This is a genomic window from Alteromonas ulvae, assembly GCF_048987005.1.
Taxonomy (GTDB): Bacteria; Pseudomonadota; Gammaproteobacteria; order Enterobacterales; family Alteromonadaceae; genus Alteromonas.
This window is the reverse complement of the sequence record NZ_CP185261.1, coordinates 3074252-3097652: the sequence shown is the minus strand read 5'-3', so window position 1 is coordinate 3097652 and position 23401 is coordinate 3074252. Positions and strand designations below refer to the sequence as shown.

General features: G+C 40.7%; 23 protein-coding genes and 1 pseudogene. 7 read left to right on the top strand and 17 right to left on the bottom strand.

Features of this window, described 5'->3' with window-relative positions; all coding sequences use genetic code 11:
- The first annotated feature begins 16 nt into the window (after positions 1-16).
- Complete coding sequence (locus ACOJR9_RS13605; RefSeq protein ID WP_420933475.1) at positions 17-895, top strand: DUF1961 family protein; 879 nt, start codon at positions 17-19, stop codon at positions 893-895.
- A 17-nt stretch (positions 896-912) separates the two neighbouring features.
- Entirely contained in the window at positions 913-2376 is a 1464-nt protein-coding gene (locus ACOJR9_RS13600; RefSeq protein WP_420933474.1) for a sulfatase, read from the top strand.
- Positions 2377-2608: 232 nt separating this feature from the next.
- On the opposite strand, the gene ACOJR9_RS13595 is transcribed toward ACOJR9_RS13600, so the two are convergent.
- The 3 genes from ACOJR9_RS13595 to ACOJR9_RS13585 all read right to left on the bottom strand — a co-directional run bounded on the left by ACOJR9_RS13595 (position 2609) and on the right by ACOJR9_RS13585 (position 5322).
- A complete protein-coding gene (locus ACOJR9_RS13595) occupies positions 2609-4228 on the bottom strand; it encodes a LamG-like jellyroll fold domain-containing protein (RefSeq protein ID WP_420933473.1) in 1620 nt (539 codons plus the stop codon).
- Positions 4225-4803, bottom strand: coding sequence for a sigma-70 family RNA polymerase sigma factor (locus tag ACOJR9_RS13590; RefSeq protein ID WP_420933472.1), 579 nt, complete (start codon positions 4801-4803; stop codon positions 4225-4227). The genes ACOJR9_RS13595 and ACOJR9_RS13590 overlap by 4 nt, the downstream gene beginning before the upstream one ends.
- A gap of 375 nt (positions 4804-5178) precedes the next feature.
- On the bottom strand, positions 5179-5322 hold the full coding sequence (locus ACOJR9_RS13585) for a hypothetical protein (RefSeq protein ID WP_420933471.1): 144 nt from the start codon (positions 5320-5322) through the stop codon (positions 5179-5181).
- A 53-nt stretch (positions 5323-5375) separates the two neighbouring features.
- Between ACOJR9_RS13585 and ACOJR9_RS13580 the strand changes: the two genes are divergently transcribed.
- The 3 genes from ACOJR9_RS13580 to ACOJR9_RS13570 all read left to right on the top strand — a co-directional run bounded on the left by ACOJR9_RS13580 (position 5376) and on the right by ACOJR9_RS13570 (position 8073).
- Positions 5376-6512, top strand: coding sequence for a hypothetical protein (locus ACOJR9_RS13580; protein WP_420933470.1), 1137 nt, complete (start codon positions 5376-5378; stop codon positions 6510-6512).
- 151 nt (positions 6513-6663) lie between these two features.
- Positions 6664-6792: a hypothetical protein gene (locus ACOJR9_RS13575; protein ID WP_287010326.1), complete on the top strand. Its 129-nt coding sequence runs from the start codon at positions 6664-6666 to the stop codon at positions 6790-6792.
- 36 nt (positions 6793-6828) lie between these two features.
- On the top strand, positions 6829-8073 hold the full coding sequence (locus ACOJR9_RS13570; protein ID WP_420933469.1) for an IS110 family transposase: 1245 nt from the start codon (positions 6829-6831) through the stop codon (positions 8071-8073).
- Positions 8074-8532: 459 nt separating this feature from the next.
- Here the strand turns inward: ACOJR9_RS13570 and ACOJR9_RS13565 are convergent, their stop codons facing one another.
- The 6 genes and pseudogenes from ACOJR9_RS13565 to tnpB all read right to left on the bottom strand — a co-directional run bounded on the left by ACOJR9_RS13565 (position 8533) and on the right by tnpB (position 12226).
- Positions 8533-8964, bottom strand: coding sequence for a hypothetical protein (locus ACOJR9_RS13565; RefSeq protein ID WP_420933468.1), 432 nt, complete (start codon positions 8962-8964; stop codon positions 8533-8535).
- A 263-nt stretch (positions 8965-9227) separates the two neighbouring features.
- Positions 9228-9821, bottom strand: a complete 594-nt coding sequence (locus ACOJR9_RS13560) for a LamG-like jellyroll fold domain-containing protein (RefSeq protein ID WP_420933467.1) — start codon at positions 9819-9821, stop codon at positions 9228-9230.
- Positions 9822-9868: 47 nt separating this feature from the next.
- Complete coding sequence (locus tag ACOJR9_RS13555) at positions 9869-10387, bottom strand: hypothetical protein (protein ID WP_420933466.1); 519 nt, start codon at positions 10385-10387, stop codon at positions 9869-9871.
- A 329-nt stretch (positions 10388-10716) separates the two neighbouring features.
- On the bottom strand, positions 10717-10794 hold the full coding sequence (locus ACOJR9_RS13550; RefSeq protein ID WP_420936140.1) for a hypothetical protein: 78 nt from the start codon (positions 10792-10794) through the stop codon (positions 10717-10719).
- A gap of 68 nt (positions 10795-10862) precedes the next feature.
- Positions 10863-11789, bottom strand: a pseudogene (gene tnpC, locus ACOJR9_RS13545) (IS66 family transposase); the annotation flags it as partial.
- A gap of 86 nt (positions 11790-11875) precedes the next feature.
- Positions 11876-12226 (bottom strand): IS66 family insertion sequence element accessory protein TnpB, encoded by a 351-nt coding sequence (tnpB, locus tag ACOJR9_RS13540; protein WP_420933465.1) that lies wholly within the window; start codon positions 12224-12226, stop codon positions 11876-11878.
- 303 nt (positions 12227-12529) lie between these two features.
- Here tnpB and istA point away from each other — a divergent pair, with 303 nt between their 5' ends.
- Positions 12530-14023 carry an IS21 family transposase gene (gene istA, locus ACOJR9_RS13535; protein ID WP_420933002.1) on the top strand — a complete coding sequence of 498 codons (1494 nt, stop codon included), beginning with the start codon at positions 12530-12532 and terminating at the stop codon, positions 14021-14023.
- Positions 14016-14765: an IS21-like element helper ATPase IstB gene (istB, locus tag ACOJR9_RS13530; protein WP_420933001.1), complete on the top strand. Its 750-nt coding sequence runs from the start codon at positions 14016-14018 to the stop codon at positions 14763-14765. Before istA ends, istB begins: the two co-directional genes overlap by 8 nt.
- Positions 14766-14821: 56 nt before the next feature.
- Here the strand turns inward: istB and tnpA are convergent, their stop codons facing one another.
- The 8 genes from tnpA to ACOJR9_RS13490 all read right to left on the bottom strand — a co-directional run bounded on the left by tnpA (position 14822) and on the right by ACOJR9_RS13490 (position 23395).
- On the bottom strand, positions 14822-14938 hold the full coding sequence (gene tnpA, locus ACOJR9_RS13525; RefSeq protein ID WP_420933464.1) for an IS66 family insertion sequence element accessory protein TnpA: 117 nt from the start codon (positions 14936-14938) through the stop codon (positions 14822-14824).
- Positions 14939-15351: 413 nt separating this feature from the next.
- Positions 15352-16398, bottom strand: a complete 1047-nt coding sequence (locus ACOJR9_RS13520) for a glycosyltransferase (protein WP_420933463.1) — start codon at positions 16396-16398, stop codon at positions 15352-15354.
- 45 nt (positions 16399-16443) lie between these two features.
- Positions 16444-17346 (bottom strand): polysaccharide pyruvyl transferase family protein, encoded by a 903-nt coding sequence (locus ACOJR9_RS13515; RefSeq protein WP_420933462.1) that lies wholly within the window; start codon positions 17344-17346, stop codon positions 16444-16446.
- A gap of 39 nt (positions 17347-17385) precedes the next feature.
- Positions 17386-18855, bottom strand: a complete 1470-nt coding sequence (locus ACOJR9_RS13510) for an oligosaccharide flippase family protein (protein WP_420933461.1) — start codon at positions 18853-18855, stop codon at positions 17386-17388.
- 66 nt (positions 18856-18921) lie between these two features.
- Positions 18922-19923: a sulfotransferase gene (locus ACOJR9_RS13505; protein WP_420933460.1), complete on the bottom strand. Its 1002-nt coding sequence runs from the start codon at positions 19921-19923 to the stop codon at positions 18922-18924.
- A gap of 32 nt (positions 19924-19955) precedes the next feature.
- Entirely contained in the window at positions 19956-20867 is a 912-nt protein-coding gene (locus ACOJR9_RS13500; protein ID WP_420933459.1) for a hypothetical protein, read from the bottom strand.
- A 39-nt stretch (positions 20868-20906) separates the two neighbouring features.
- Positions 20907-22214, bottom strand: coding sequence for an O-antigen ligase family protein (locus ACOJR9_RS13495; RefSeq protein WP_420933458.1), 1308 nt, complete (start codon positions 22212-22214; stop codon positions 20907-20909).
- The gene (locus ACOJR9_RS13490; RefSeq protein WP_420933457.1) at positions 22211-23395 is read right to left on the bottom strand and encodes a glycosyltransferase family 4 protein; all 1185 of its coding nucleotides are present in this window, start codon (positions 23393-23395) and stop codon (positions 22211-22213) included. Before ACOJR9_RS13490 ends, ACOJR9_RS13495 begins: the two co-directional genes overlap by 4 nt.
- Between the last annotated feature and the right edge of the window lie 6 nt (positions 23396-23401).

Below are 23401 nucleotides of genomic sequence, written 5' to 3'. Positions count from 1 at the left end.
AAATAAGAGAATTACTATGAAAGTATTATTGACCTGTTTGACTTCATTAATAAAAGTAAGCTTAATTTTACTGCTTATCAGCTGTTCTGAGGTGGCAAGGGAACAATCCCAAAAATCAGCACCTATCACAGTCACGGAGGAAAAAAGCGAAGCAACAAGTAAGGAAAGCCAATTCCAACAAAGAAACAATGCTAACTGGCAGCAAGTTATGTTTGACCGCGGTGATAAAAACTGGCGCGAACATTGGGTAGTAGACGGATTAGTTGGCACCGTTGAAAACACAGCTGAGGGAATGCATGTAAAAGCTGGTCCAGAAGCGAACAATCACGCACACCACTTTGTGGTTTGGACTAAAGAAAGTTTTGCTGGTGATATTAAAGTTGAGTATGAATATACCCGTACTGATAACCAAGTACGCTACGTTAGCATTCTGTATTTGCTTGCCACTGGTGAAGGAACACCAACTTTTGACAAAGATATTATGAACTGGGCGGATTATCGAAAAGAACCCTATATGCGCCACTACTTCGATAATATGAACACTTATCACATTAGTTATGCGGCTTTTGGTATCACCAATGAGGATGCAGATAAAGACTATATTCGTGCGCGTCGTTATATGCCGCTTGCCAATAAAGGCTTAAAAGGCACCGAATTAGCAGGTGATAGCTTTGGCACTGGTTTATTTAAGACCGGTGTACCACATCATATTACGGTCATTAAAAAAGGCACACAGTTATGGATGAAAGTTGCCAATAAAACCCAAAGTAAGGTTTTAATGTGGGATACCACCAGTCACCCAACACTTATCGAAGGACGTATAGGTTTACGGCATATGTATACTCGTAGTGCCATCTATAAAAATTTCACTGTTTCAACCTTGTCTGAAAAATAATCTTAAAGCAATGATTTATGCTTACAATGAAAAAAAGCTTATGGACAATTGCGTTAGCAGGCCTAATGTCCGTTTGCCATTCTTCAACAGCGATTAACACAACTCCAAACAAAAGCGTTAATACAACCAAGCCAGAACAACATAATATCGTGATGATCATTGTTGATGATTTGCGCCCAGTATTAGGTGCTTATGGCGATAAAAATGCATATAGCCCTAATATTGATGCTTTAGCAAAGCAGGGGCTAACATTCAGCAAGGCTTATGCCAACGTCCCTGTATGTGGTGCTTCGCGTGCTAGCATGTTAACTGGCCTTAGACCCACTAAAAATCGCTTTATTGATTATAAAGCCAAAGCTGAAGAAGATGCCCCTGGCGCAAAATCCCTACCTCAAGTACTTAAAGAATCGGGCTATTACACAATGGGCATTGGCAAAATTTTTCACAATGGTCAAGATTTAGCCGAGGAAAGTTGGAGTGAAAAATTGCAATCTTCTGGTTTACCGCACGCAACCCGCTTAAATCCAGAATCAAAAAATTTTTTAAAAGCCAACAAGAAAAGACCTAAGCAGGCTAAAGGACCTTGGTATGAAATTGCCGATGTAGCAAATGAAGCTTACCCTGATGGTAAAGTAAAACAAAAAGCACTGATCGCACTAGAGAAACTAGCCAACAAAAAACAGCCGTTTTTCTTAAGTGTTGGCTTTATTCGTCCCCACTTACCTTTTTATGCCCCGAAAAAATACTATGACTTACATCCTGAATCTAAATTTGAGCCATTTTTTCATCGGGAACACCCCAAAAATGCCCCTAAACCACTGAAAGGTTCTGGTGAGATCCATAGTTATCACTTTAAAGAGTACAAGTACAATACTGACAAATTCCACACAGCTTCTCTACGAGGTTATTACGCTTCAGTCAGTTATATTGATGCATTAGTGGGCGATGTTGTTAAACAGATAGACCAATTGGGTTTAAGGGATAACACCACGATTATTTTTACCAGCGATCATGGCTTCCATTTAGGTGAGCATAATTTCTGGACAAAACATACGATGCTCGATACCGCATTACGGGTGCCACTCATTATTGCAGGGCCAGGCACCAAGGAAAATATGAACACCGATGCGTTAGTTGAATTACTTGATATTTTCCCAACAGTGACACAGATCACTCAGACGAATCCACCAGTGAATATAGCTGGAGAAAGTTTTAACGCGGTACTTAAAACACCTTCACTTAACCATAAAAAGCACATATATAGCCGATTTAAAGCGGGTGATTCAATCGTCACAGGTGATTATATTTTTACTTCGTATCAAGCTAAAAATAATCAAATTGAAGAAATGTTGTTTGACTTGAAAACCGATCCGCATGAAACCGTTAATGTGGTGAATCAAGCCGAATATCAAACACAAGCGTCGGATTTAAGAACGAAGTTAGCAGCGTGTATGGAACAACAACAATGCCAAACGCACTAATATACAATGTGGATGTATAGATATTGAAAATGAGAAAACAAATATCAGCACCTTTGTCGCTGACTTTCAAAGTAACGATGGCGGTAAAACTTAAAGGTGAAGAATATATTTATTAGGCGACTGGGGTCTCATTAAAAGAGCAAAATCAGAGGCTTCGGTGTTAACTGAAGCCGGCAAAGGTATCTTTAAATAAGCGCTTTAAAATAAACGCTCTGAAATAGAGCGCTTTCCTTTAATTTTTGATGATTTTACTTGGCAGTCCCGTCACAAAATCTAGCTCAAAGGTTGTATTTGCCGGTAAACGTAAATTGGGCCGCTGCGGTAATGTTGTTGAATTGCTAGGCAAAGCAAAATAGTTTAAGCCTTGGTTTATATGGTTAAAGTGTTGTTTAACCATATATTCTGGCAGCGCGTAATCGTAAAACGCCAACTCATCAATGGCACCTGAGTAGGCCTCATTTTGCCGCTCATCTGGCGCGGGGTTATTTCCTACCGTAGCAGTACCGGGGCCGCCTGAAATGACTCTAGATCCTGCGGGGTACTGGTGCGATGCCAACATTTCACCATCAATAAAAATTGCTTTTAAACCAGTTTGTACGTTGTAGTTAGCAACGATGTGATGATACTTACCATCCTTTAATTCACTTAAACTCGGCCTTCCCGCGAGACTATCTAACGGCAGTTGGAGTTGATGATAACCTTGGCCAAGTATGAATAAACCAAAACTTAACACCTTGTTTTGCGAGCTTTTTGAGGTTATGCCGTCGTTACTGGATTCGTGTTGTAACGTTAAGGTGACTTTATGATCAGATGTGTCATGGGCTTTGTGAAAGATGGTATCGATATCACCTAACTGTCCGGAGAAATCTGGTTTGATCAGTGCTTCAATAGTTACACCATCATGCACCGCAAAAGAACCAGTATCTGCAACTGTACCGCCGCCACTACCAAGCGCGATATTCGCAGTTTTGTTATTATTAAACATTAATGCGCCTTGACCGACACCCTCCTCTATTCTGCTCGTGCCCGGTGCCTGTATGCCATGGGCATTGCCGGCAGTGTCCACGACGCGATCGCCACGTTCATTAAAGTTCCAGTAATGTATTGGTCGCCAACGAAGTGGCTTCATATCAGTATTTTCCCCAGTGGTTAATCTTGGTCGGTTATGGGTTAAATCAAATGTTAGGTCACCGCCATTAGATTGCATGATGGCTTTTTTACCATGTATTGTGAGATTTTTGTTTAAGGCTGATTCAACCACAACTTTACCGAGTTTAAGCTTTATTTCATTGTGATTAAAAAGTTTAATTAGTGAATCAGGACTGAGATGCAACAAGCTGCCATCAGCCATTTGTAATGACGTCTCTTGCATGGTTTGATAGTCGCCGCTGGATAAATTATCGCCCTCGATATGAGCTTGTCGTCCCATTGGCATGACAACACCTGCAACAACTTGTGCCACATGAGTCGGCCCCGAACGAAATATGAACCAGCCAATACTCAATAGTGCAACAATCAACAAGAGTAAACCGAATATGACTAATTTTTTGCCTCGAGCGACTGAATTGTCTGGGGCATCAATCACGAGGTGGTTCGGTTCCTGAGCTGCTGAAGCATCCTTTTGCCGAACCACAAACTCTTCTGAAATTCGGCGATAAATAAACTCCATGTTTTGTTCTGTGGGCGATTTAAGTTGCATGTGCATACAAAGGTAGTCGTAATAAAATTCTTGGGCTTGTGCATCTCCTTGCAATAGTTGCTCAAGTTTAATTAGATCCGCTTCGGTCGCACAATCAGAGCAAACCAAATCAGCAATTGCTCTAACCTCTGAAAATTGCTCGCTGGTATTCATGATGCGCCCTCTCGTAACTTTTGCTCCACACAATCAAATAATCTTTTGCGTAATTTAAAAACAGATTTGCGGATAGCATGAATCGATCTGCCAGTGGATTCAGCAAGTTCTTTGGCAGATAAATTATTTACATAGAAACTGTGATAGGTCTTTTTTAAAGGTTCCGATAATAATGAGCAGCAATGTTCTAGATAGCGCCATTTTTGTTCGACAGAAATGGGGCGATTCTCACTAACGGTAATATTTTTACTAAATTCTTGTAAAAAATCGTCACTCAAGCCTAATTGATATTTTTTGTGGGCTTGGCGGTAATGCCTCACTCGGTTAAATGCAATCACATTGGCCCATTTCGAAAATTTTGTGCCCATTTCGAATTTATCGAACTCTCGCCAAAGTATTAAGCTGGTTTCTTGAAAAATATCATCTGCAGCACTGCGGTTCGATACAAAAGCATAAATATAGCTATAAAGGCGGTTCCGATCAGCTTCAAATAATTGACCAAATTTAGATAAACGAAGTGCTTCTGAATCAGTTGTTACTATCTGTTGGTTTTTCTGTGTGGAAACTGATTGCAACGTACCGCCTAAATTAATATATGTTAAAAGTTTGGTAATTCTTAATATATATATTAACAGATATCTATAAGCTAGCTTGATTATAAATTACCTGATTTGATTGTCTCTCCCACATCAGGCTATATGAACTATTTTAGTCAAAACTCACAAGTATTTGTCTGTAGTAAGCGACCTTCAGTTTATCTGCTGATTAAAATACCATTTGTCTTTTAGTTGCCCTTGCCATGTAACCTAAAAGCTCAAGCTAGGTGAATTAGCCTGAGCTTTAGATAATAACTTATTATTGTTGAAGGATTTTACGTTTATTCAGAGGATACCAGTCAATTAATTTTTGCGATAAACGCGCCACTATTTCTGGGTGTTTATCCGCTAAGTTCACTTTTCGTATTCATCATCTAGAATGTTGTACAAACGAGGGCCTGATAACTCCACATTATGATGTCCTTGATAACTGACGTTTTTACCATCGTAACTTAAGATCAGCTTCCATTTGCCGTCATTCACCCAGCGATACATCATATTCTCGGCGCATATAGTAAGCGTTAGAACAATGCAGATAAAAGGAAATTGTCATGGGAAGTCCAAACGGAATTGGCCTAAAAATCATCATAATCATTGCTATCATCACCGTTAATTCTTTGGGTGTGTTATACCTCGCTCGAGAAAGTATTTTGTTACCACCTTGGCTGCACAGTCTATTTAGTTATTTTGAAAATGAAACTCAGCGAGTGCTAGCCCCTGAAACACTATTCATAGCGCAGCCTGAACCTATGGTCGAGCCTGTAGCGGCACAAAAATTTGATTTGCATACATCAAATACAATCGAACCTAGAACCACAAAAAAGCCAACCTTTTCTCATGTGGAAAGGCCGGTAATGAGGTGTTTGGATAAAAAGAAACCACCAAAAACTAAAGCCTTGTATACGTGGGTTGATGGGCGAGGAGTAAAAACCATCAGCGACAAACCAAGGGTACTTGATGAAGGCACTTCGGTAATGGTTGCACACAATATTGAACCAGAAGCAATATCGATCAATTACCTTACTCAAAACTTATCTAATGATGTGAAAATACAGTTCAGAGAAAAAGTAAAAACGGCAATGGATATTTTTGCAGGCGTTACACCGAAAGAAGCCATTGTGCCGGTGGAGGCAAACCTAAGAAGTTTTAGCGATGAAGAGTCATATCACGAATATAGAAAGCGTTTTGGAACTCTATTGCCATTGAATGTTGGTTTTTATTCAGCGAATAAAAATGAGTCGGTCATTCTTATTCGTGAAGCAGAAGAAACGGTAAGAACTGTTGTACATGAAGTTATGCATACTATTAACCGGCATTGGTATGGGCAAATGGTGCAATGGCTAGATGAGGGGATGGCAGACTATTCGGAGGCACCCAACAACCTTAGGAAGAGTGATTGGAGTAATTACTTTCATAAGAATAAGCCTATTCCCTTATTAACATTATTTGAAGGTTCCAGAGAAAAGTGGAAAGCTGATTCGCAACGTTACTATGCAACGAGTTGGGCATTGGTAGCGTTTTTAATGGAGCAAGATAAGTCACTAATGAGCCGACTATTACTGAAAGAGTCAGAAAACGGCTGTGCTGAAATTACTGCAAAAGATATTAAAACGCTTTCTGGTCAAGATACATTCATGCTTGAACAGAGTTTCCACGCTTGGTTAGACAGAAAGCGCTTGGTTCTATAGTTGATTAGCTTAGCGAGTATACGTAAAGCCGACAGTCGTGTAAGCGTTGAAAGCTGGCTTTGAGCTTGAATAATTTTAACGGCAGCTGTGTACGTTTTATGGTCATTCAACCTAGTTTATTTGAATTAAAATAACTTAGGTTATGTGCTCATTGCATACGAACATTGTACGTAAGTCATTAGATGATTACCGCTTTACCTTCGATGCAATGAGTTACTTTACTCATAACGAATACTCAGGGCATGCAGTGAACGCCATCCATATTACTTTCGACGAGTAAAGGATACATAACAAACTTCATATTCCGGAGGTTGTCATGACTAACTCGTTAGATAAGTTCTCAGTGCTCATTGGCCTGGACTGGGCATCAAAAAAACACGATGTTTGCATTCAAAAAAGCAATACTGCTACTCGACAGTTTAAAGTAATAAAGCACTCCCCAGAAGATATTGATGACTGGCTTTGTTCGTTACACAATGAGGTGAAAGGGCCCATTGCTATTGCGGTTGAGCTCTCTAGTGGCCCCATTGTTTACGCATTGCAAAAGTATTCGTATGTCACTGTATTTCCTATTCACGCTGCGACGTTAGCGCGATATCGTCAGGCCATGTTCCCAAGTGGCGCTAAAGATGATCCGTCAGATGCTGAACTGGCGCTTGATCTTATGCTGAAGTATCCAGAGAAGATAAAACCGCTGAAACCGAGTAGTGATGCGTCCAGAACGCTCAATCTACTCGTTGAACAGCGGCGCGTGTTGGTGGAAGACAAACGTCGCGCAGTCAATCGCCTTATCAATGCTCTCAAGCAATATTATCCGCTACCACTTGCCATGTTCTCACATCGAGGAAGCGACTTATTCTGTGAATTTTTACTTACTTGGCCGACATTCAAGCAGTTAAAGCGGGCACGAGAGAAAACCATTAGAGCATTTTTTAGCAAACGTGGCGGAAATGCGGTGGCTAATACGGATAAAAGAATCAAAGCTATTAATGATGCCATGGCACTGACTGAGGATAGCAGTGTTATTGAGCCATATAGCTTGTTATCAGTCTCACTTTGCAATCAAATAATCCTCTTGAATAAAAGCATCAAGGCATACGACGTTAAGATTGACGGACTATTCAATCAAATGCCTGATGCTGATATCTTCACTTCATTGCCGGGCACAGGACCATGCTTAGCGCCTCGTTTACTCGCCGCGTTTGGCGAGGATAGAAGCCGGTTCTCAAGTGCTCAAGAGATCCAGAACTACGCAGGCCTATCTCCTGTGACAGAGCGAAGCGGAAACAAAGAGTGGATCCACTGGCGATGGCAATGCTCAACATTTATCAGACAAACGTTTGTAGAATGGTCCGCTAAAAGCGTCCACCAATCCTACTGGGCTGGATTGTACTACGAAAAACAACGAGCAAAAGGCAAAGCTCATCAAGCAGCTGTCAGAGCTTTAGCATTTAAATGGGCGAGAATCGTGTTCAAATGTTGGCAAACAAAAACGCCCTATAGTGAAGCCCGATATTTGAAAGCGTTAAAAGAGAGAAATTCATCCCTCCTAAGCACATAAAAAGGTTGTTGAATGACTCAGGGCGTGAAGCTGTCGGTCGGCCTGAAATATCAATAACAGCCATATCTAATGAAAGCGGACGTTGATAATATGTCTTTAGGCTCGGATTTACTGGTTCACTGATGAGTCGATAAAAAACCAACTTGCTTCCATGATAATAAATAATATTTCATGGAAGAAATCTTTGCACACTGCACCTAAAGGGGTTTACAAACGGCATCGCCCCGAAACAACATTACCAACTTTAAGAGCGCCACCTATAGGTACTTCACATCAAACGCAGTTCAATTGGAATACATAAGATAACAAAACTATTGCTTAACCTATGCTAGCTATAGGCTAGCCGCGCTCGACAGTTTTTTGGGTTTACTGTACCTAGGGGGCAGTCAAAATTCGTTGAAGATGCACAGCCGCCAAAACAATTCCAGAATTGCTTAGCTTAGCTAAAACGCCTGCAAATTAGCTAAAAATGCACCTATTGCATAGTTCAGCTATGCTGTTTATTCTTATTATACTTTCTTTTAAGTATTTTTTGATATCGACTTGGTCGTAATATTTATTCGATGCAATGGGAAAACTGTCAACCCGAGGCGAGGGTTTTACGGGGGATGGCCCGCCGGTATAGCTGCCTTCAAACACCACCATTTCACCATTGATCCATAAACAATATTTAGTATCAGCGCTGATATAAGCCGTTATTGTTTGATCATTTGCTATATTGTCAAAATCATTGATATCGACTTCTTTACGCAGCGCAATCCAAGTGTTTGGGTTGCCAATTTTTTGTTGGTTCCAAATCCATTCGGCATCCCATTTAACCGCGACAGATTGAAAAGATAATAAAGTTAACAAACTGGCAAGTAGCCAGAGTAATGTTCTTCGTTTAGTCATTTGGTGTCCTAATCTTCATTTTGTATAGCGATGGTTAGCTGTGATTTATAAATGTTTTAATGTATACAAGACTTAGTCAGGCAGTTTAGATATTGATACCCTCTTTTTTTAATTTTTAATAAATACTCAAATCTAACCAAGGTTTTCAGCAAAAATATCGGCAGAAATCTGTTAAAAACGATTGTTTTATTGCGGTATGAGTTGTAATGGCAATCCCGTTAACTTATCAAGCTCAATAGCAGAATGCATGGGTAAGGACAATTTTATTGCTTTAGGAAGAGGGGCAGCACTTGGCGGTAAGTTAAAGTAGTTTTGTCCTTTTTGGGTATTTTGGAGGTGCTGATTGACAATGAGGGTAAAGCAAAATCGTAAAATGCCACTTCATCAATAATGCCGGAAAAAGCCTCCATCAGCCAACGAGACTCTGCCGGATTATTACCGATAGATGCCTGTCCTGGGCCACCACTTAAAATTTTTGACCCCGGTAGATATTGGTAACTTGCAAGGAGTTCACCATTTATATAAATAGCTTTTAAACCTGTCGGCACATTGTAGCTTGCCACGATATGATGAAAATCCCCTTGTTGTAATTGTGCTAATGTTGGACGCCCTTCGAGTCCATCCAGTGGCTGTTTTAATTCATGGTAGCCTTGACCGACAATGTAAAGACCAAGACTTAAACTTTCGTTAAATTGACCTTCCGGTAGCAGGTAGTTTTTACCTTGATCATGCTGAAAGCTAAGCAGCATGCGCAGTTCATTATCGCCTTTATCTTTTCGAAAGATAACATCTATTTCTTTAAACTTGCCAGAATACTCAGGGCGGATCAGCGCTTCAATGGTGACGCCATCTGTCACCGAAAAAGATCCCGTTGCCGGTGCGGTACCGCCACCAGAGCCAACATCTATTCGTGCATTGGCGCTATTATCAAAAATAAAGCGCCTTGTCCTACTAGTCCGGTTGTTCGAGCGGCCCCTGCAGCGGGCATACCTGTCGCTCCGCCCATTGAGTCAATAGTGCGGTCACTTTGGTTGTCGAAACTCCAAGAATGTTTCGGTTGCCAGCGACTGGGGATTAACATGGTATTTTCGCCACTCTGGACAATAGGATTAAGATGCGCTTGAGTTAAATCGATAGATAGCGAACCGCCGTTTGAGTGTAAGGTAAAATGTCGACCATGCAGAATAATATTGTTATTTGATATCGGCTCAATGCTCAATTTTCCTTGAGTTAGCCGTATTTCATTGTGATTAAAAAATTTAATATGAGTATGAGCGGTTAAATGCAATTTGTCACCATCGGCAAGTATTAAACTGGCGTCTTGTTCAACTTGGTATTCGCCCGAAAATAGCTGCGAGTTATCTATTCGACCTTGGCCAATAATTGACATTTTTCCTTGCTCGATTTCTGCAAGTACTGGCATAGCGCTTTGCTTAAATGATTGTCAAACTAAGAATAGTAAAAAGCTTAGAGTGGTGAGTATTATCCACAATTTTAACCGCCCACTAGGTGCCTTAGTTGTTATTTGTTGCGGGCGGTCTGTGAATTTAGTTATGTCGTTAAGTACGTATTCGCTGTCTTTGTGACGAATAGCAAACTCTTCTGTGACGGCAGTTTCGGTTTTGCGTTGTAAGAAAATTCTATTTTACGATCGGCTCCAGAGAGTAATTGGGCGTGTATGCTCATGTAATCATAAAAAATTGTTGCGCTTCAAGATTACCTTTCAGTAACGTAAGTGTCTGGTAATCCCACCTAGCGCTTAGCAAACTGCCATGGTAGCAGTTGCTCGATATCAACGTCGGACTTGCTGAGTTCATCAAGGCAAGTCATCACATACTCGAACACATTGAGGTCGTTAGCTTTAGCGGTTTCGATGATGCTGTAGAGAACAGCACTGGCGTTTGCTCGTAGCCTTGATAGCCATCCACTTGTAAGTAACCGTTGTAACCTTTCAGGAAGTCTACCGCGCATTGCCCAGCGCGACTATTGTGATAGTCGTACAGCACGATATTAGGTGTCTCTGTACCAGGTATATTACCGGTAGGTGAATCAGCGCCACTGGCGTACAACCACATATAGCTGTTCACTTTTTCAGATTCAATGACTTTCAGCGTGGTTTCATCCGCCGCGATAACGGGTTGTTTTAGCAGATGTTGATGAAGCTGTTCATAAAGCGGTTTAAACAGCTCAGCGCAGCGGATTATCCAATCAGCCATGGTTTTACGACTTAATTCGATACCATGCTGTTTGAACATAGATTCTTGTCGATAAAGTGGTAAGCCATATTGGTATTTGCTGGTGATAATTTGGGCTAACAAGCTTGGTGTGGCATAACCTTTGGGGATAACGCTGTGAGGCACAGACGCTTGTTTTACCTTATTGCTGATACCGTCTTTCTCACAAGTACGGCACGCATATTTAGGACGAACATACTCAATCACTTTGACCTGAGCAGGGATAAACTGAAGCTTCTCTGACTTACCTTCACCAATGCGATGTAACTCACCCGCACAGCATTCACAGACTTTGTCTTCATCGCTAATATCGTGAACAATAACCTCACGAGGCAAGTCTTTGGGGAGTGGTTTGCGTGTCGGCTTTTTGCGGGTGTAACTAATCGCTTCTTCGGCGGTTTCAGCTTCAACAACCAATTCTTCTGCTTCATTGAACAACTCACCTTGCCCAGGATGGCCTTCGGTACTTTTACCGAACTGCTTGTGCTGGGCAACACGGAACTGCTCTTCTAAGTAGGCAATCCGCGCGCTCTTCTCTTCAAGAAGCGCTTCAAGTTCAGCGATGCGGGATTGGTATTCTTTCTCGTTCATACCACTATTATCCCGTATTAAGCTGCTGATTACCTTACATTATTAAGACTATTTCGTGATCGTTAATCGCTACTTATGATCACAGGTTATAAGCCGGATGCGTTGTAGTGCAACGGCTGATGACCTATGACATCGTAGCCCGACAACAGCCACTGTAGTTGCTGTTCACTCACATGCATCTGCTGCAAGTCCGCATCGACAGGCCACTTAAACCGATGCTTCTCGAGGCGTTTATACCAGAGTGCAAAGCCCGTTTTATCCCAGTAAAGTATTTTGAGCTTATCGCGCTTTTTATTGCAGAAGACAAACAGTGCATCGCGGAACGGGTTGAGATTCATGTCCTGCTCAACGACGACAATTAAGCCATTAATCGATTTGCGGAAGTCGACAATATCCATGTATAGATAAATATCAGCAGGCTCAACGAACATTTTCATTCGCCCAATGCCTTCATCACAGCAGCAACCCAGTGAGGGTTAATACTGGTTGGCACGCTAAGTTGTGCGTTTCCGAGTTGCAGGACAAGGTCGCCACCCATGGCTTCGGAGTAGGATTCAATCTTCGTGACTTCACGCTTCACCTGAACGAACTTGCTGCTTGTTCGTTGAAGCCGAATATCACGACGCCTGGTATAATAGGTTTGAACGTTATAAAGCGACAATTAACTTGAACGGTTGAGCGACAACTATCTTGACCGGTTGTTCTGTTAAGGTTCGACACGATAATTCGAGGAGAATGGCGTGTCGGGAAATCACATCACAGAAAAACAAGTCAGGTTATATATGAAGTTCAGAAAGGATTTCACGCAGGAAGTGGCCGCCAGTAAAGCGGATATCTCTGTTAGCTCCGCCAGACGAATCGAGAATGGTCGTCACCAACCTAATCAAGCAAAACGCCAATGGCGTACCAGACCCGATCCTCTTGAAGCGGTGTGGGAGAGTGTCGTTGTTCCCATCTTACAACAAGATGAATTGATTACGCCGGTAGGCGTATTTGATCATCTATGTGAATCACATAGTGACGACTTCCCAACTACAGCACGACGTACGCTTGAGCGCAGAATTAAGAAGTGGCGACAATTACACGGTGGCGCTAAAGATGTGATGTTCTTGCAGCATCACGAATCAGGACTACTGGGAATATGTGACTTTACCCACGTCAAATCTCCTATCACCATAGGACGAGAGCCGTGTAAGCACATGCTGTTTAACTATCGCCTAGCGGCCAGCGGCTGGCAGTATTGCCAAGTAGTTTATGGCGGTGAGAGCTTTGCTGCATTCTCCGATAGCCTTCAGAAAGCGTTTAGAGAAAGTGGTGGCGTGCCCAAAGAAGTCCGTACTGACAGCTTAAGTGCGGCGTACCGAAACCATGACAATGCCGAGGCATTTACCGAACGCTATAAGTCGTTGATGGCGCATTACGGCTTTACGGCCACACGTAATAATACCGGTGTAGCTCATGAAAATGGTGTTATCGAGTCTAGCAATCGACATATCAAAGCGCAGTTAGAACAAGCGCTGCGTATACGCGGCTCGTTCGATTTTAACTGTCGCGATGACTATGAAGGCTTTATTCAGCAGTTAGTTGGGCGGCGTAACAAGCGTATCAACACCGCCTTTATCAAAGAGCAGCGACAATTACAGCCATTGCCGCCTGTAGGTAGCGTCAATTACTCAATAGAATATGTGCGCGTCTCGCGCACCAGCACTATCAATGTTAAACGCGTGACCTACACAGTGCCTTCCCGCCTGATAGGCAGTCGCTTGCGGGTACAAGTGTATGATAACAGGTTAGCCTTATATCTCGGTCATGAACTGACTTACACCCTAGAGCGCGTTTATGCGCAAGGCAGTTCGCGTAAACGCAGCGTCAATTACAAACACGTCATAGATGCTCTGGTTAAAAAGCCACAAGCCTTCCGGTGTTCACAGTGGCGCGACGAGCTATTACCTAACGAGGATTACCGATGCATCTGGCAATATGTTAACGGCAATATGAAAGCAGATGATGCCTGTCGTTATATCGTCAGAGTGCTTCACCTTGCCAGCAAAGAAGATAACGAAATACGGCTGGGGCGCTTTATCATGCAGCAACTGAATACGGGGAGACTGCCCAGCCTGTTTGACTGCCAAGAGCGCTTCCAGCAACAAACACGTGATATACCCCAACTCCAAGTGGGGCAGCATTCGTTAAAACAGTATGGCCTACTGTTGCAAGGAGGTCGACATGACTAATACAGCTTCACTGCCATTGATGCTAAAAAGCTTGCGCTTAAGTGAGTTCAGAAACCACTGGGAGAGCCTTGCTGAAAAAGCACTGCACGAACAATGGCGACCAGAACACTACTTGAGTGAGTTGTGCCACATGGAGCTGGCAAGTCGGACAGACAAGCGACAATTACGTTATCTAAAAGAGTCGAACTTGCCCTCAGGCAAACATGCTGGCGGCTTCGACTTCAATGCTATAGAAGGCATTAGTAAAGCGCGCCTGCATGACCTGGCTGATAACCACGAATGGGTTAAACAAGCCACAAACCTGCTACTGTTCGGTGCTAGCGGTGTAGGCAAAACCCACCTCGCCAGCGCATTAGGTTACAGCCTGATAGAAGCCGGAACCCGCGTAAAGTTCTATCCGGCCACCGCCTTGGTGCAACACCTACAAGACGCAAAACAGCAACTAAAACTCCAGGATGCGCTGAATAAACTGGATAAATACCAAGTGCTAATCGTAGACGACATCGGCTATATCAGAAAGACAGAACAAGAAACCAGTGTGCTGTTCGAACTCATTGCGCACCGTTATGAGAGGTTCAGCCTTATCATTACATCCAATCAATCGTTCGAAGACTGGGATGCATTGTTCACCGATACCACCATGACAGTTGCAGCTATAGACCGGCTCGTTCATCACTCACATATCATTCAATTACAGGGAGAAAGCTATCGAAGAAAAACAGCAATAAAACAGGAAGAATAACTCAGCGACAACCGGTCAAGATAATTGACGCCGGACCGGTCAAGACAGTTGACGTTCTATAGAACGTTAATCTGCTGCTGGCGACAAAACTCTACGGCCGTGAGTCCGCTTTCTTTTTGTTGCTCAAATAAATTGAGCCAATCTTGAACTTCTCTTCGTTGATATTGCTGCATGGTCATTCTCCTTTGCAAAGAGAACACCATGCCGTAGCTAACTTATAAATTGAATGTGGGGATTACCGGACGGACACAATTGAGTTGGCTTTTTTGTAGTCGATGATGGCCTGTAATGCGCTGAAGTGTAAGCGACGTTAGCACCATACGTAGTCATAATAAAACCGGCTGCTTAATAGTAAGGTTTTCAACAAAGAAAACTGTCTCATTAAAGGGGAAGTGGACAATGGCAAGACGCATCACAAGGTGCCGGCTGGCATAGTAACTGCGGTTAGCGTTGCTAAACTCGATCTTAGTCAGGCGGTCAAGAACGGTCTAAAATGATCGGTTACGTTGTTCTTTTACTTTTGGCGAAGTAAATTATAACTCTTTACCATGCTGTTCAAAAACTAATCACGAAAGTTCAACACGCCTTAGCAGCTATTGCGTTGTATCAATTTCGTAGCAAAATTCTTCCATTTTAGTTGAGTTGCTCTAATTGAGTAGGTATCCATATAAAAACTGGTTAGCCCTGTTGAAAAGTTAGATTTATTTTCTAACAGATAATTAAGATATTTACTATTCGTTACTATGTCTTCCGGATTGTCTACTATTATTATTCCTGGGACATTTTCAAACTGTCGAAAGGCCGGAATCGGCGATAATAAGCAAGGGATCCCAGCACTTATTGCTTCTATAACAACTAAACCAAAAGTTTCCGATTCACTCATAAACACTAAAACGTCAAATGAATTGTAAATTTTTTTCTTATCATGTTCCCAAGGATGAGTACAGACCTTAGACTGTGGCCACTTGGTTTTCTCTACTCCCCAAAGGTGGATATAGTCTGCATTTGACGCTAAAGCTATATTGACTGAATTTTTAGCTCCTTTTTCGGGTAGATCAAGGTTACCCACAACACCTGCGTTTTTGGTATTGGTAGTCTTTATAATTTTGTGGCAGGTATTAGCGATAACTTTATGTCTATGTGCAGGTAAATTGAATTCGGCTTGCTGTGCACTACTTACGAAATGAACCATGTCCGCTATATTGAGACAACGATAAACCCTTTCAATAGGCAGTTTCTGCGAAGCTTTAGGCATCCCATGACAGCTAACAATAACGGTATTTCTGCGCGATTTTAGCTTTAATAAAAGTTCAATATCACTGCTCAAGTCACAAATGTAAAGGTCCATCGTATAACTTACTGTTTGGGTTAACCTTATCTTAGGGTTCAGATAGCGATTAAGAGGGCTTGTAGGTCGAGATAGAAAGAAAACTTCGAAGTGCTCTGAAAGCATATTTGCAATTGATGTGATTGCTATTGCGCCACCAGTTTTACCGTGAAAGCCGCAGTTGAAAAATATTCTGTGTTTTGCTTTTCTAAAGAAAACGCTGAAAATTATAGACCTACACCAGAACAAAGAATTGATTATGTTCTCATAAAGGTTTGTTATTCGCCACGGTAATTTAATACTCATTAAATTCTCTCTCAAACATATACAAACGTCCCCTTAGGCTAAAATTTAGGCTAGGTCTTTGCACTCAGGTCTTGTCCCATCTGCAACGAAGTTTTCGCAGATTTTGGTCAACTTATTACGCAATACTTCTGAACCTTCTGAATTCTTATTATTAAGCAGCGTAATCTTTTCCGGAGCGTCTAAAAACTCCTCATAACTTAAGTGATTTGTAAGCGTGATAAGACCTTTATATCTCGCATCCTTATAGTGAGGTACTAAAAATACCACTGGGACTTCCATAGCGGTGCAAGGAAGTGCACAGTGTAACCTTTGCGTAATCACAGAGTTGGCTGCACAGTATCTATCAAGAAGGCGTTGCGCTCGAGTAAATGCTAGGCCTCTGCTTAATGGTAAGCCAATTTTGTTTTCAACTCTAAGTAAAAACTTGAGAGTCGGGTCGAAGTACTGATTTATCTTTGTAACATTTTGATTTAATTCAAAAGGCATTTCTCGAGCTATATACTCGGGTATATCAACCAGTATATTATTGTTAGTTCTTGCGATGTTAGTTTTTCTCTTCAATGTGAGCGTTAAGCACCCCGAAAAATATGCGCTGACGCCATGTGACTCTAAAAACTCCTTAGTGGCAAAATCACGGCATCCTATTGGTCCATTTTTCTCGAGAAAGGCAAGAGTTTGTTTATTTGAAAATAATTCCCTCGACTTTGGAGTAATATGAAATGATATAAACAAAGGAGTTATAAATTTATTTTTAGGCAGCCACTCTTTATTATTGTGTGTATACCAACCGTTGGCAATTAGTCTTGAGGGCTCATTTATCTTTGTCTTATCCCAATTATCTCTGTCAACGAAAAAGTCAACGCTCGGTAAAAATTGTCTTGCGGCAATGCTTTGTATTTCATCCCCTAGGTTGTCAGAGTTTTTGTATTCGTATAAACAGTATTTCATAGTTCAATTAATTCCGTCGGCTTTTTTACCGTTTAAAAGTTAAAATTTATTCTTCAAATTTTGAAAAAGAAGTGCGATAAGTGAATCAAAGAAGTTGAAGTAGAGATTGATTTTCGATATCCATTTTGAAGCGATTAGGTATGTTGCTATGTAGGTGATTGAACCAATAAAGACACACAAGAATAGCTCAATGTAATCATTTGGAAAAGCGATATACTCCCTTGTGAAAAAGACGACTAGTACAAGGGGGACGCACAGTATGGATACTATTATATAAAGTTGTAATATACTTCTGAGTTCACAATTGTTTTTTACCATTATTATTATCAACAATAATACGCAAAAAATAAGACCGATCCCCACTCTACCAATAATTAAAAATTCTAATGATGAAAAAATAGGAGTGGTTAATATCATAACCATTACGATAATCGAAATGATGTCACTTATTGACAATATTTTCATATCATTTGAAAATATCATAAGCATTCGGCAAATGTTATAAATGAGATAAACAACCATAAGAACCGACATAGGCCCAACAATCGGTATAACTTCTAACCAACTATCTCCCAACACACATTTAACAAAAACATCACTAAGTAAAAAGATGCCAAAGATGCACGGTAATATAAAAAATATTGACACGTAATGATACTTCATTAACGCGGCCCATCGTTCTTGTAAGTCGTCAGATGCTTGTGATACACCGGCCAATATTGGGTTAGAAGCTGGCAAAATTATATCGGTGAGCGGTATATGGCCAACTTCCTTACTTGTGTCATAAAGGCCAACGCCTTTTGCACCAAATTTCTGATTAATAATTATTTTTTCTACATTTACCCTAGCAAAGCTCGTTATAGAATTAACAAGCATCCATTTACTCGTAGAAAAAATTTCAGTGCTGTACCTAAAAGAAATTTTAGGCTTTTCACTAAATAAAACATAGCTCGACAAGAGTTTTAGTAGAGCGTGGATTAGCGTACCATAAACAAGTGCCCAGTAAGAAAGTCCAATAAATGCTAAAGATACGGTTATTGGAGTAGATATAATTTTAGAAATTACTTCAATTAAGCTAATTTTCCCGAATTCAAGGTTCTTTTGAGCGATGTATATTTCAGGGTTAACTAATCCACTGAGAATAGGCATAAGACAAGTAATTTTGAGCACGTCTATGAGTTTATCACTATCTAGATAAAGCGAAATATGAGTGCTCAAAAGAAAAACTATTATTGAAACAAAAACGTTTAATATCAGTTGAATAGACCAAGCACTGTTAACTTGCTGAGTCGATATGTTTTTGGTTTTTATTATGTACTGCGAAACTCCAAATTGACTCAGAGAGAGGAAGAACATCATTACTAGTGTTGAAAGGGCTGCAATTCCAAAGTCTTCCGGAGAGAGTAATCTTACTAATATCAACGTGCTAACCACGCCGATTGTTCTCGAAATCCACTGAATGGTAAGCGATAGGAAAGATCCTTTTAAAACTTTTAGCTTCAGATCCATAGTTTATGCTTCAAGGTCATTTTCTCATCTGTATTAGTGTGTGAAGAGCGATGTTGTTTATGTTACTCAAAGCAACTCTAACTGGCTTTCAACTTCTCGTTCTTTCGACAAGAACCATTCTTCATCGGCATACTTCTTCCATTTTTCCAGCTCAACAGACTCAACAACAGATGTACATTGCAAATATTGCTCTTCTGTAAGAGCTAAATCTAAAAAGTCAGTTAAATTGGCCCAAGTCTTATAAGTGTCTCTAATCAAATCCTCAAAACATATTGAGTAGTCAGAATAAGTACGCCCATGGTTAAATGAGAGCTTCCAAAGTGTATAAAACCTATTGTAAGGATGAGAATTACTAGAGCTATTAAGCATTGGATAGGCTTTCTCTAAATCACGGCACCACGTATCTAGATAAAATTTATCAACATATGTATTCTCAACATCGTTTTTATTCATTAGTTCTTTATTGCCTAAGAATGATAGCCACTGATCTCTGGGGTTCCTATAAAGGTGTATAACTTGAGCTGTGGGAAAATTTTTCTTCAACCATGGTAGCCTAAAGTCAGCACGATTAAATTGCAGGATTGCACGGTTATTGCAATGTCTTATGATATGACTCAAATACATTTTCATCTTTGGGTTATTTGCTCTCTCATCCATAAGTAAATTTGTGAAAGACCAATTGGTTTCAAAATACTGTGATAATGATTCCAGCCCCTCATATTCTGTCCAATAGTTTTTTACATTCAGGTGGGTCTCATCGACATTGTTGCCGCGGTGCTTGGAAGAGAACCATTGCCTCTCATTAAGTGGCTCATAATACGAAGTGCATGAATTAATTTGTCGAAACATATTCCACAGTGTCGATGAGCCACTTCTAAATCGCCCTGTAATAAAGATAGGGGCATTCTGCTTGTGTTGACTTGGCAGGTTTGTATTATATGGATTAGCAAAATTATCTAATAAAGGAGCATGGCTCGTATTCCCATACACGTTTTTTCTTAGCTCATGAGCGATATCATAGCTTGTTAAACATTTAAGAATAAAACTTTTAAATAAATTTTTAACCATTTTGGTCTCATTAAAGCGTGTAGTACTTAAGTTTAGTTAGAGTGTATCGCTAACCATTCTTTGGTTTTTTTGGTTATATGCGAGTCTGAGTGCCTGTTACTGCCTATGAAATGGTATACCGCTACCTCTTCTTCGCTTCCCTTATGGGGGGGATAACCGTAATTTTGATATTTGGGCCATGGAAGTACAAAGCTATCTTGGCAGCTTGAAATCATCACGTTGCTCGCAAACTGCTCGCTGCCCCATTCGAGCCAACGGTCGCCTAAAATATTTTCCATTTGCGTCGATAGAGTTTTTACCCTTGTAATTAAGTCGGTACCCTGTGGAAACCCCGTAAATGCGGCACAACCTCTAATATAGGAATTCAATGATAAACCTTTAATCTTTATTAATTGTGCTTCAGCGATGTGCTGGATAAGCAAACTATTCTTAGATTCTGCGAATTTCCTTAATGATTCAAGAGACATAGGTTGCATAAAGTTTGGGTCTCCGATAGTAAAAGCTATATTGCTGCGTGCTGCTTCTATAACCTCTTGAATAGCGTTAGTTGTTAAAGTATCAGTATCTACTTGAATTACATATTTTTCACGATTAATGCTTAGGATATAACATAATCTTTCCCAACACCCACCGCTTGGGCAACCATTCATATTGATATCGGAAAAGTTAACGATAGTACAATTGGGGAAGTGCGCTTTTAGCAGGTTTAAATCAGACTCAGTCAAAGAGCCATCATTAATAATATGCAAATCGCACTTTCCAAAATTTAATATGAAAGTTTTTAAAGCCACTATGCTCATATATAATGCGTTGTGGTAAAGCTGAGAAACGACTACGGTATCTGAGTTACTTGCCAGATCTACAGGGGAGGTTTGAAGCACATTTGCTGCAACTTGATTGTAAAAAATTGTGTTTATCTTTTGTCTTATGTTTCGAATGAGCATAGTAATGAAGTTCTCACAGGTTATTGCCAATATAGACGATTATTTTTGCTGTTTGTTTTTGGCATTAGTTAGATAGCAGTTAACACAGCAACAAGATAAAGCTACAAACCAATATAATATTTCTGCTCTTTGCCTATTGATGAAAGTCATTGAGACAACAAAGGTTAAAAAACCACTAGATATGGAAAGGACTACTGCGCTATTCAGAAAATCCTTTATATCCCAAAGATACTTCCTTACCCTTGTGAAGGAAGTGTGTGTGTAAAAGATCATCAAACAAAAAAAAGATAGACCTAGTATTCCAGCTTCGGAAAGGGTTTCAAACCAAGTAGAATGCACTGCTCTGTTTCTTGAACTTCCGGTATTGACGTGCTCAGGCAAATAGTTAGGGGCATAAAACTGAAAAGCCCCCGCTCCCGCCCCAAAGGGGAAGTCTTTTGCCATCTCTAAAGTAGCAAGCCAAAAAAATACGCGTGTAGAACCTGTTTCTTGTTCTTCATTTAAGGTTACCTGTTCTTGAACCGTCATCATTCGATTGATGAAGGTGTCATCAGCTAACCGAAGAAAAATTCCGAAGAAAAGCATCATTCCAATAAAAATCGTTCCTTTTTGTTTTGCAGTAAAAGTTCTGTTTCTAAAACTGATGAATATAAAGTAAGAAACTCCCGCCACAACGCCTAAAAAGGCCCCTCTACTATTGATCAAAATGAGTGAGTTTAGCGAAAATACTAAGCCCACCGCATATACTCCTCGTGTTACTAGTGATTTATTGGCTATCAGCTTCGCTATAAATATTACAATGGTTGGTGCAATCGCCGCTGCTACTAAGTTGGAGTCTGGTGCGTCTACCATCCCCACGCCAGATAGTCTACCCGTGGTATCTCTTCCCCAGCCATACATGTAAAATGCAAGGAGAAAAGCACTGAACAAATACGTGTTTACTATCCAGTAGATGTGTTTCTGTTCCGCACATAATTTAACCATTAACAACGTTACAACCCCAATTGTAAGAAATGCGTCCATTGATGATATGTGGTATTCCACAAACGGGGCATTAAAGTAAGCAGCACAAAAACATATTATTGTTAGCCACATAAAAGCAATTTGAGGGTGTTTGAAATATTTGTTTGGCCAGTACTTACCAATGCCGATAAAAAACACAATTAGCATGGTGAGTACTAAGTAGAACTGTGCTCCCAAAAATGGAAGGTAATTTCCCCACCATTTGTTTTGTGGATTTAAAAAGTAGTCCAATTGATAAACCATAAAGATAAGAATAGGGCCATGTCTGAGTGACATGGCTAGCCCTGTCAAAAATGGAATGAGATAGAGCAGTGCAGATATCACTTGCCATGCTCCATGCTTTCTATTTTACGTATGACTTCGGGGCCTTTTATTTTCCAATCGAACTGCTCGGCATGTTTTCGCGCGTCTACGCCCATTTGCTTTCTTTTTTCGGTATTATTTGCCAGTAGGGTCACATGCTCTACTAACGCATCAGGAGTACTACAGTTCAGGCTGAAACCTGTTTTACCGTTTATGAGTGTTTCGGGTGTACCACCAGATAAACCACCAATAACGGGTATGCCACACGCCTGCGCTTCAATCATTACTATACCAAAACCTTCGATGTTACGGCCGATATCGCGATTGGGTAATACAAAAACATCCGCTTGCTGATAGCAGGCAACCATATCCTCATCGCTGACATTGGGCATAAATCGAATGTTATCGTGAAGATTGAGTTCGTGGGTTAGTTGTTTTAAACATTCTATACGTGGGCCACTGCCAATAATGGCATACAATGCATTGGGAACGCTTTTCACAATATCTGCCATGGCCTTAACCATCATATCGTGGCCTTTGCGTTCCTCTAGTCTTGAAACAGTCACTAAAACAAACCTGTCTGTCCATCCAAGCTTTTCGCGAGTAAATTCACAACGGGGGGCTGGTACGAATGCAGATGTATTCGCCCCAGGATTAACAATACAGCATTTATCTTTTTGAACATCCCAATGTTCAAGCAGCAAGCGATGTGAATTTTTACTATTACAAATGAGAAGGTCTGCTCGCTTAAGCACCGGCCGTAGCATCGCAGTCATGCTTCGGCTAGTCGCACTATTCTCAATATCTTCACCATGTATATAGCAATAATAAGGAATACCTTTAAAAAGCTTGAACAGCATGGCAACAAAGCCTTCAGGAATGCATCGCCCGCAATGAATTGCCGTTACATCGTATTGCCTTATAATTTTCCTAAGTTTTAGAAAAAGTTTGGTATAAAAAATAAGGCCGCCTAGAGAAAATAACGCCCAATCAGACCAAGATTTATAATCAAACGAAATTCTGTGTATTGTTAGCTTCGCATTACTATCAAAGTTTGAATCACCCTCTGTGTTTCCAGCAACCACTATGTACTTATCCGCATCTTGGCGTGAATATACTTCCCATAACCACCTTCCACTTCCACCGTGCATTGGGGGAAATACTTCAGAGAAAACGAGCTCTACTTGTTGTTTATCTTTCACGTAACA

Coding starts and splice junctions, on each gene's coding strand:
- ACOJR9_RS13605 (WP_420933475.1), top strand. CDS start 17: ATGAAAGTATTATTGACCTGTTTGACTTCATTAATAAAAGTAAGCTTA.
- ACOJR9_RS13600 (WP_420933474.1), top strand. CDS start 913: ATGCTTACAATGAAAAAAAGCTTATGGACAATTGCGTTAGCAGGCCTA.
- ACOJR9_RS13595 (WP_420933473.1), bottom strand. CDS start 4,228: ATGAATACCAGCGAGCAATTTTCAGAGGTTAGAGCAATTGCTGATTTG.
- ACOJR9_RS13585 (WP_420933471.1), bottom strand. CDS start 5,322: ATGATGTATCGCTGGGTGAATGACGGCAAATGGAAGCTGATCTTAAGT.
- ACOJR9_RS13580 (WP_420933470.1), top strand. CDS start 5,376: ATGGGAAGTCCAAACGGAATTGGCCTAAAAATCATCATAATCATTGCT.
- ACOJR9_RS13570 (WP_420933469.1), top strand. CDS start 6,829: ATGACTAACTCGTTAGATAAGTTCTCAGTGCTCATTGGCCTGGACTGG.
- ACOJR9_RS13565 (WP_420933468.1), bottom strand. CDS start 8,964: ATGACTAAACGAAGAACATTACTCTGGCTACTTGCCAGTTTGTTAACT.
- ACOJR9_RS13555 (WP_420933466.1), bottom strand. CDS start 10,387: ATGCCAGTACTTGCAGAAATCGAGCAAGGAAAAATGTCAATTATTGGC.
- ACOJR9_RS13550 (WP_420936140.1), bottom strand. CDS start 10,794: ATGACTTGCCTTGATGAACTCAGCAAGTCCGACGTTGATATCGAGCAA.
- tnpB (WP_420933465.1), bottom strand. CDS start 12,226: ATGAAAATGTTCGTTGAGCCTGCTGATATTTATCTATACATGGATATT.
- istB (WP_420933001.1), top strand. CDS start 14,016: ATGACTAATACAGCTTCACTGCCATTGATGCTAAAAAGCTTGCGCTTA.
- tnpA (WP_420933464.1), bottom strand. CDS start 14,938: ATGCAGCAATATCAACGAAGAGAAGTTCAAGATTGGCTCAATTTATTT.
- ACOJR9_RS13520 (WP_420933463.1), bottom strand. CDS start 16,398: ATGAGTATTAAATTACCGTGGCGAATAACAAACCTTTATGAGAACATA.
- ACOJR9_RS13515 (WP_420933462.1), bottom strand. CDS start 17,346: ATGAAATACTGTTTATACGAATACAAAAACTCTGACAACCTAGGGGAT.
- ACOJR9_RS13510 (WP_420933461.1), bottom strand. CDS start 18,855: ATGGATCTGAAGCTAAAAGTTTTAAAAGGATCTTTCCTATCGCTTACC.
- ACOJR9_RS13505 (WP_420933460.1), bottom strand. CDS start 19,923: ATGGTTAAAAATTTATTTAAAAGTTTTATTCTTAAATGTTTAACAAGC.
- ACOJR9_RS13500 (WP_420933459.1), bottom strand. CDS start 20,867: ATGCTCATTCGAAACATAAGACAAAAGATAAACACAATTTTTTACAAT.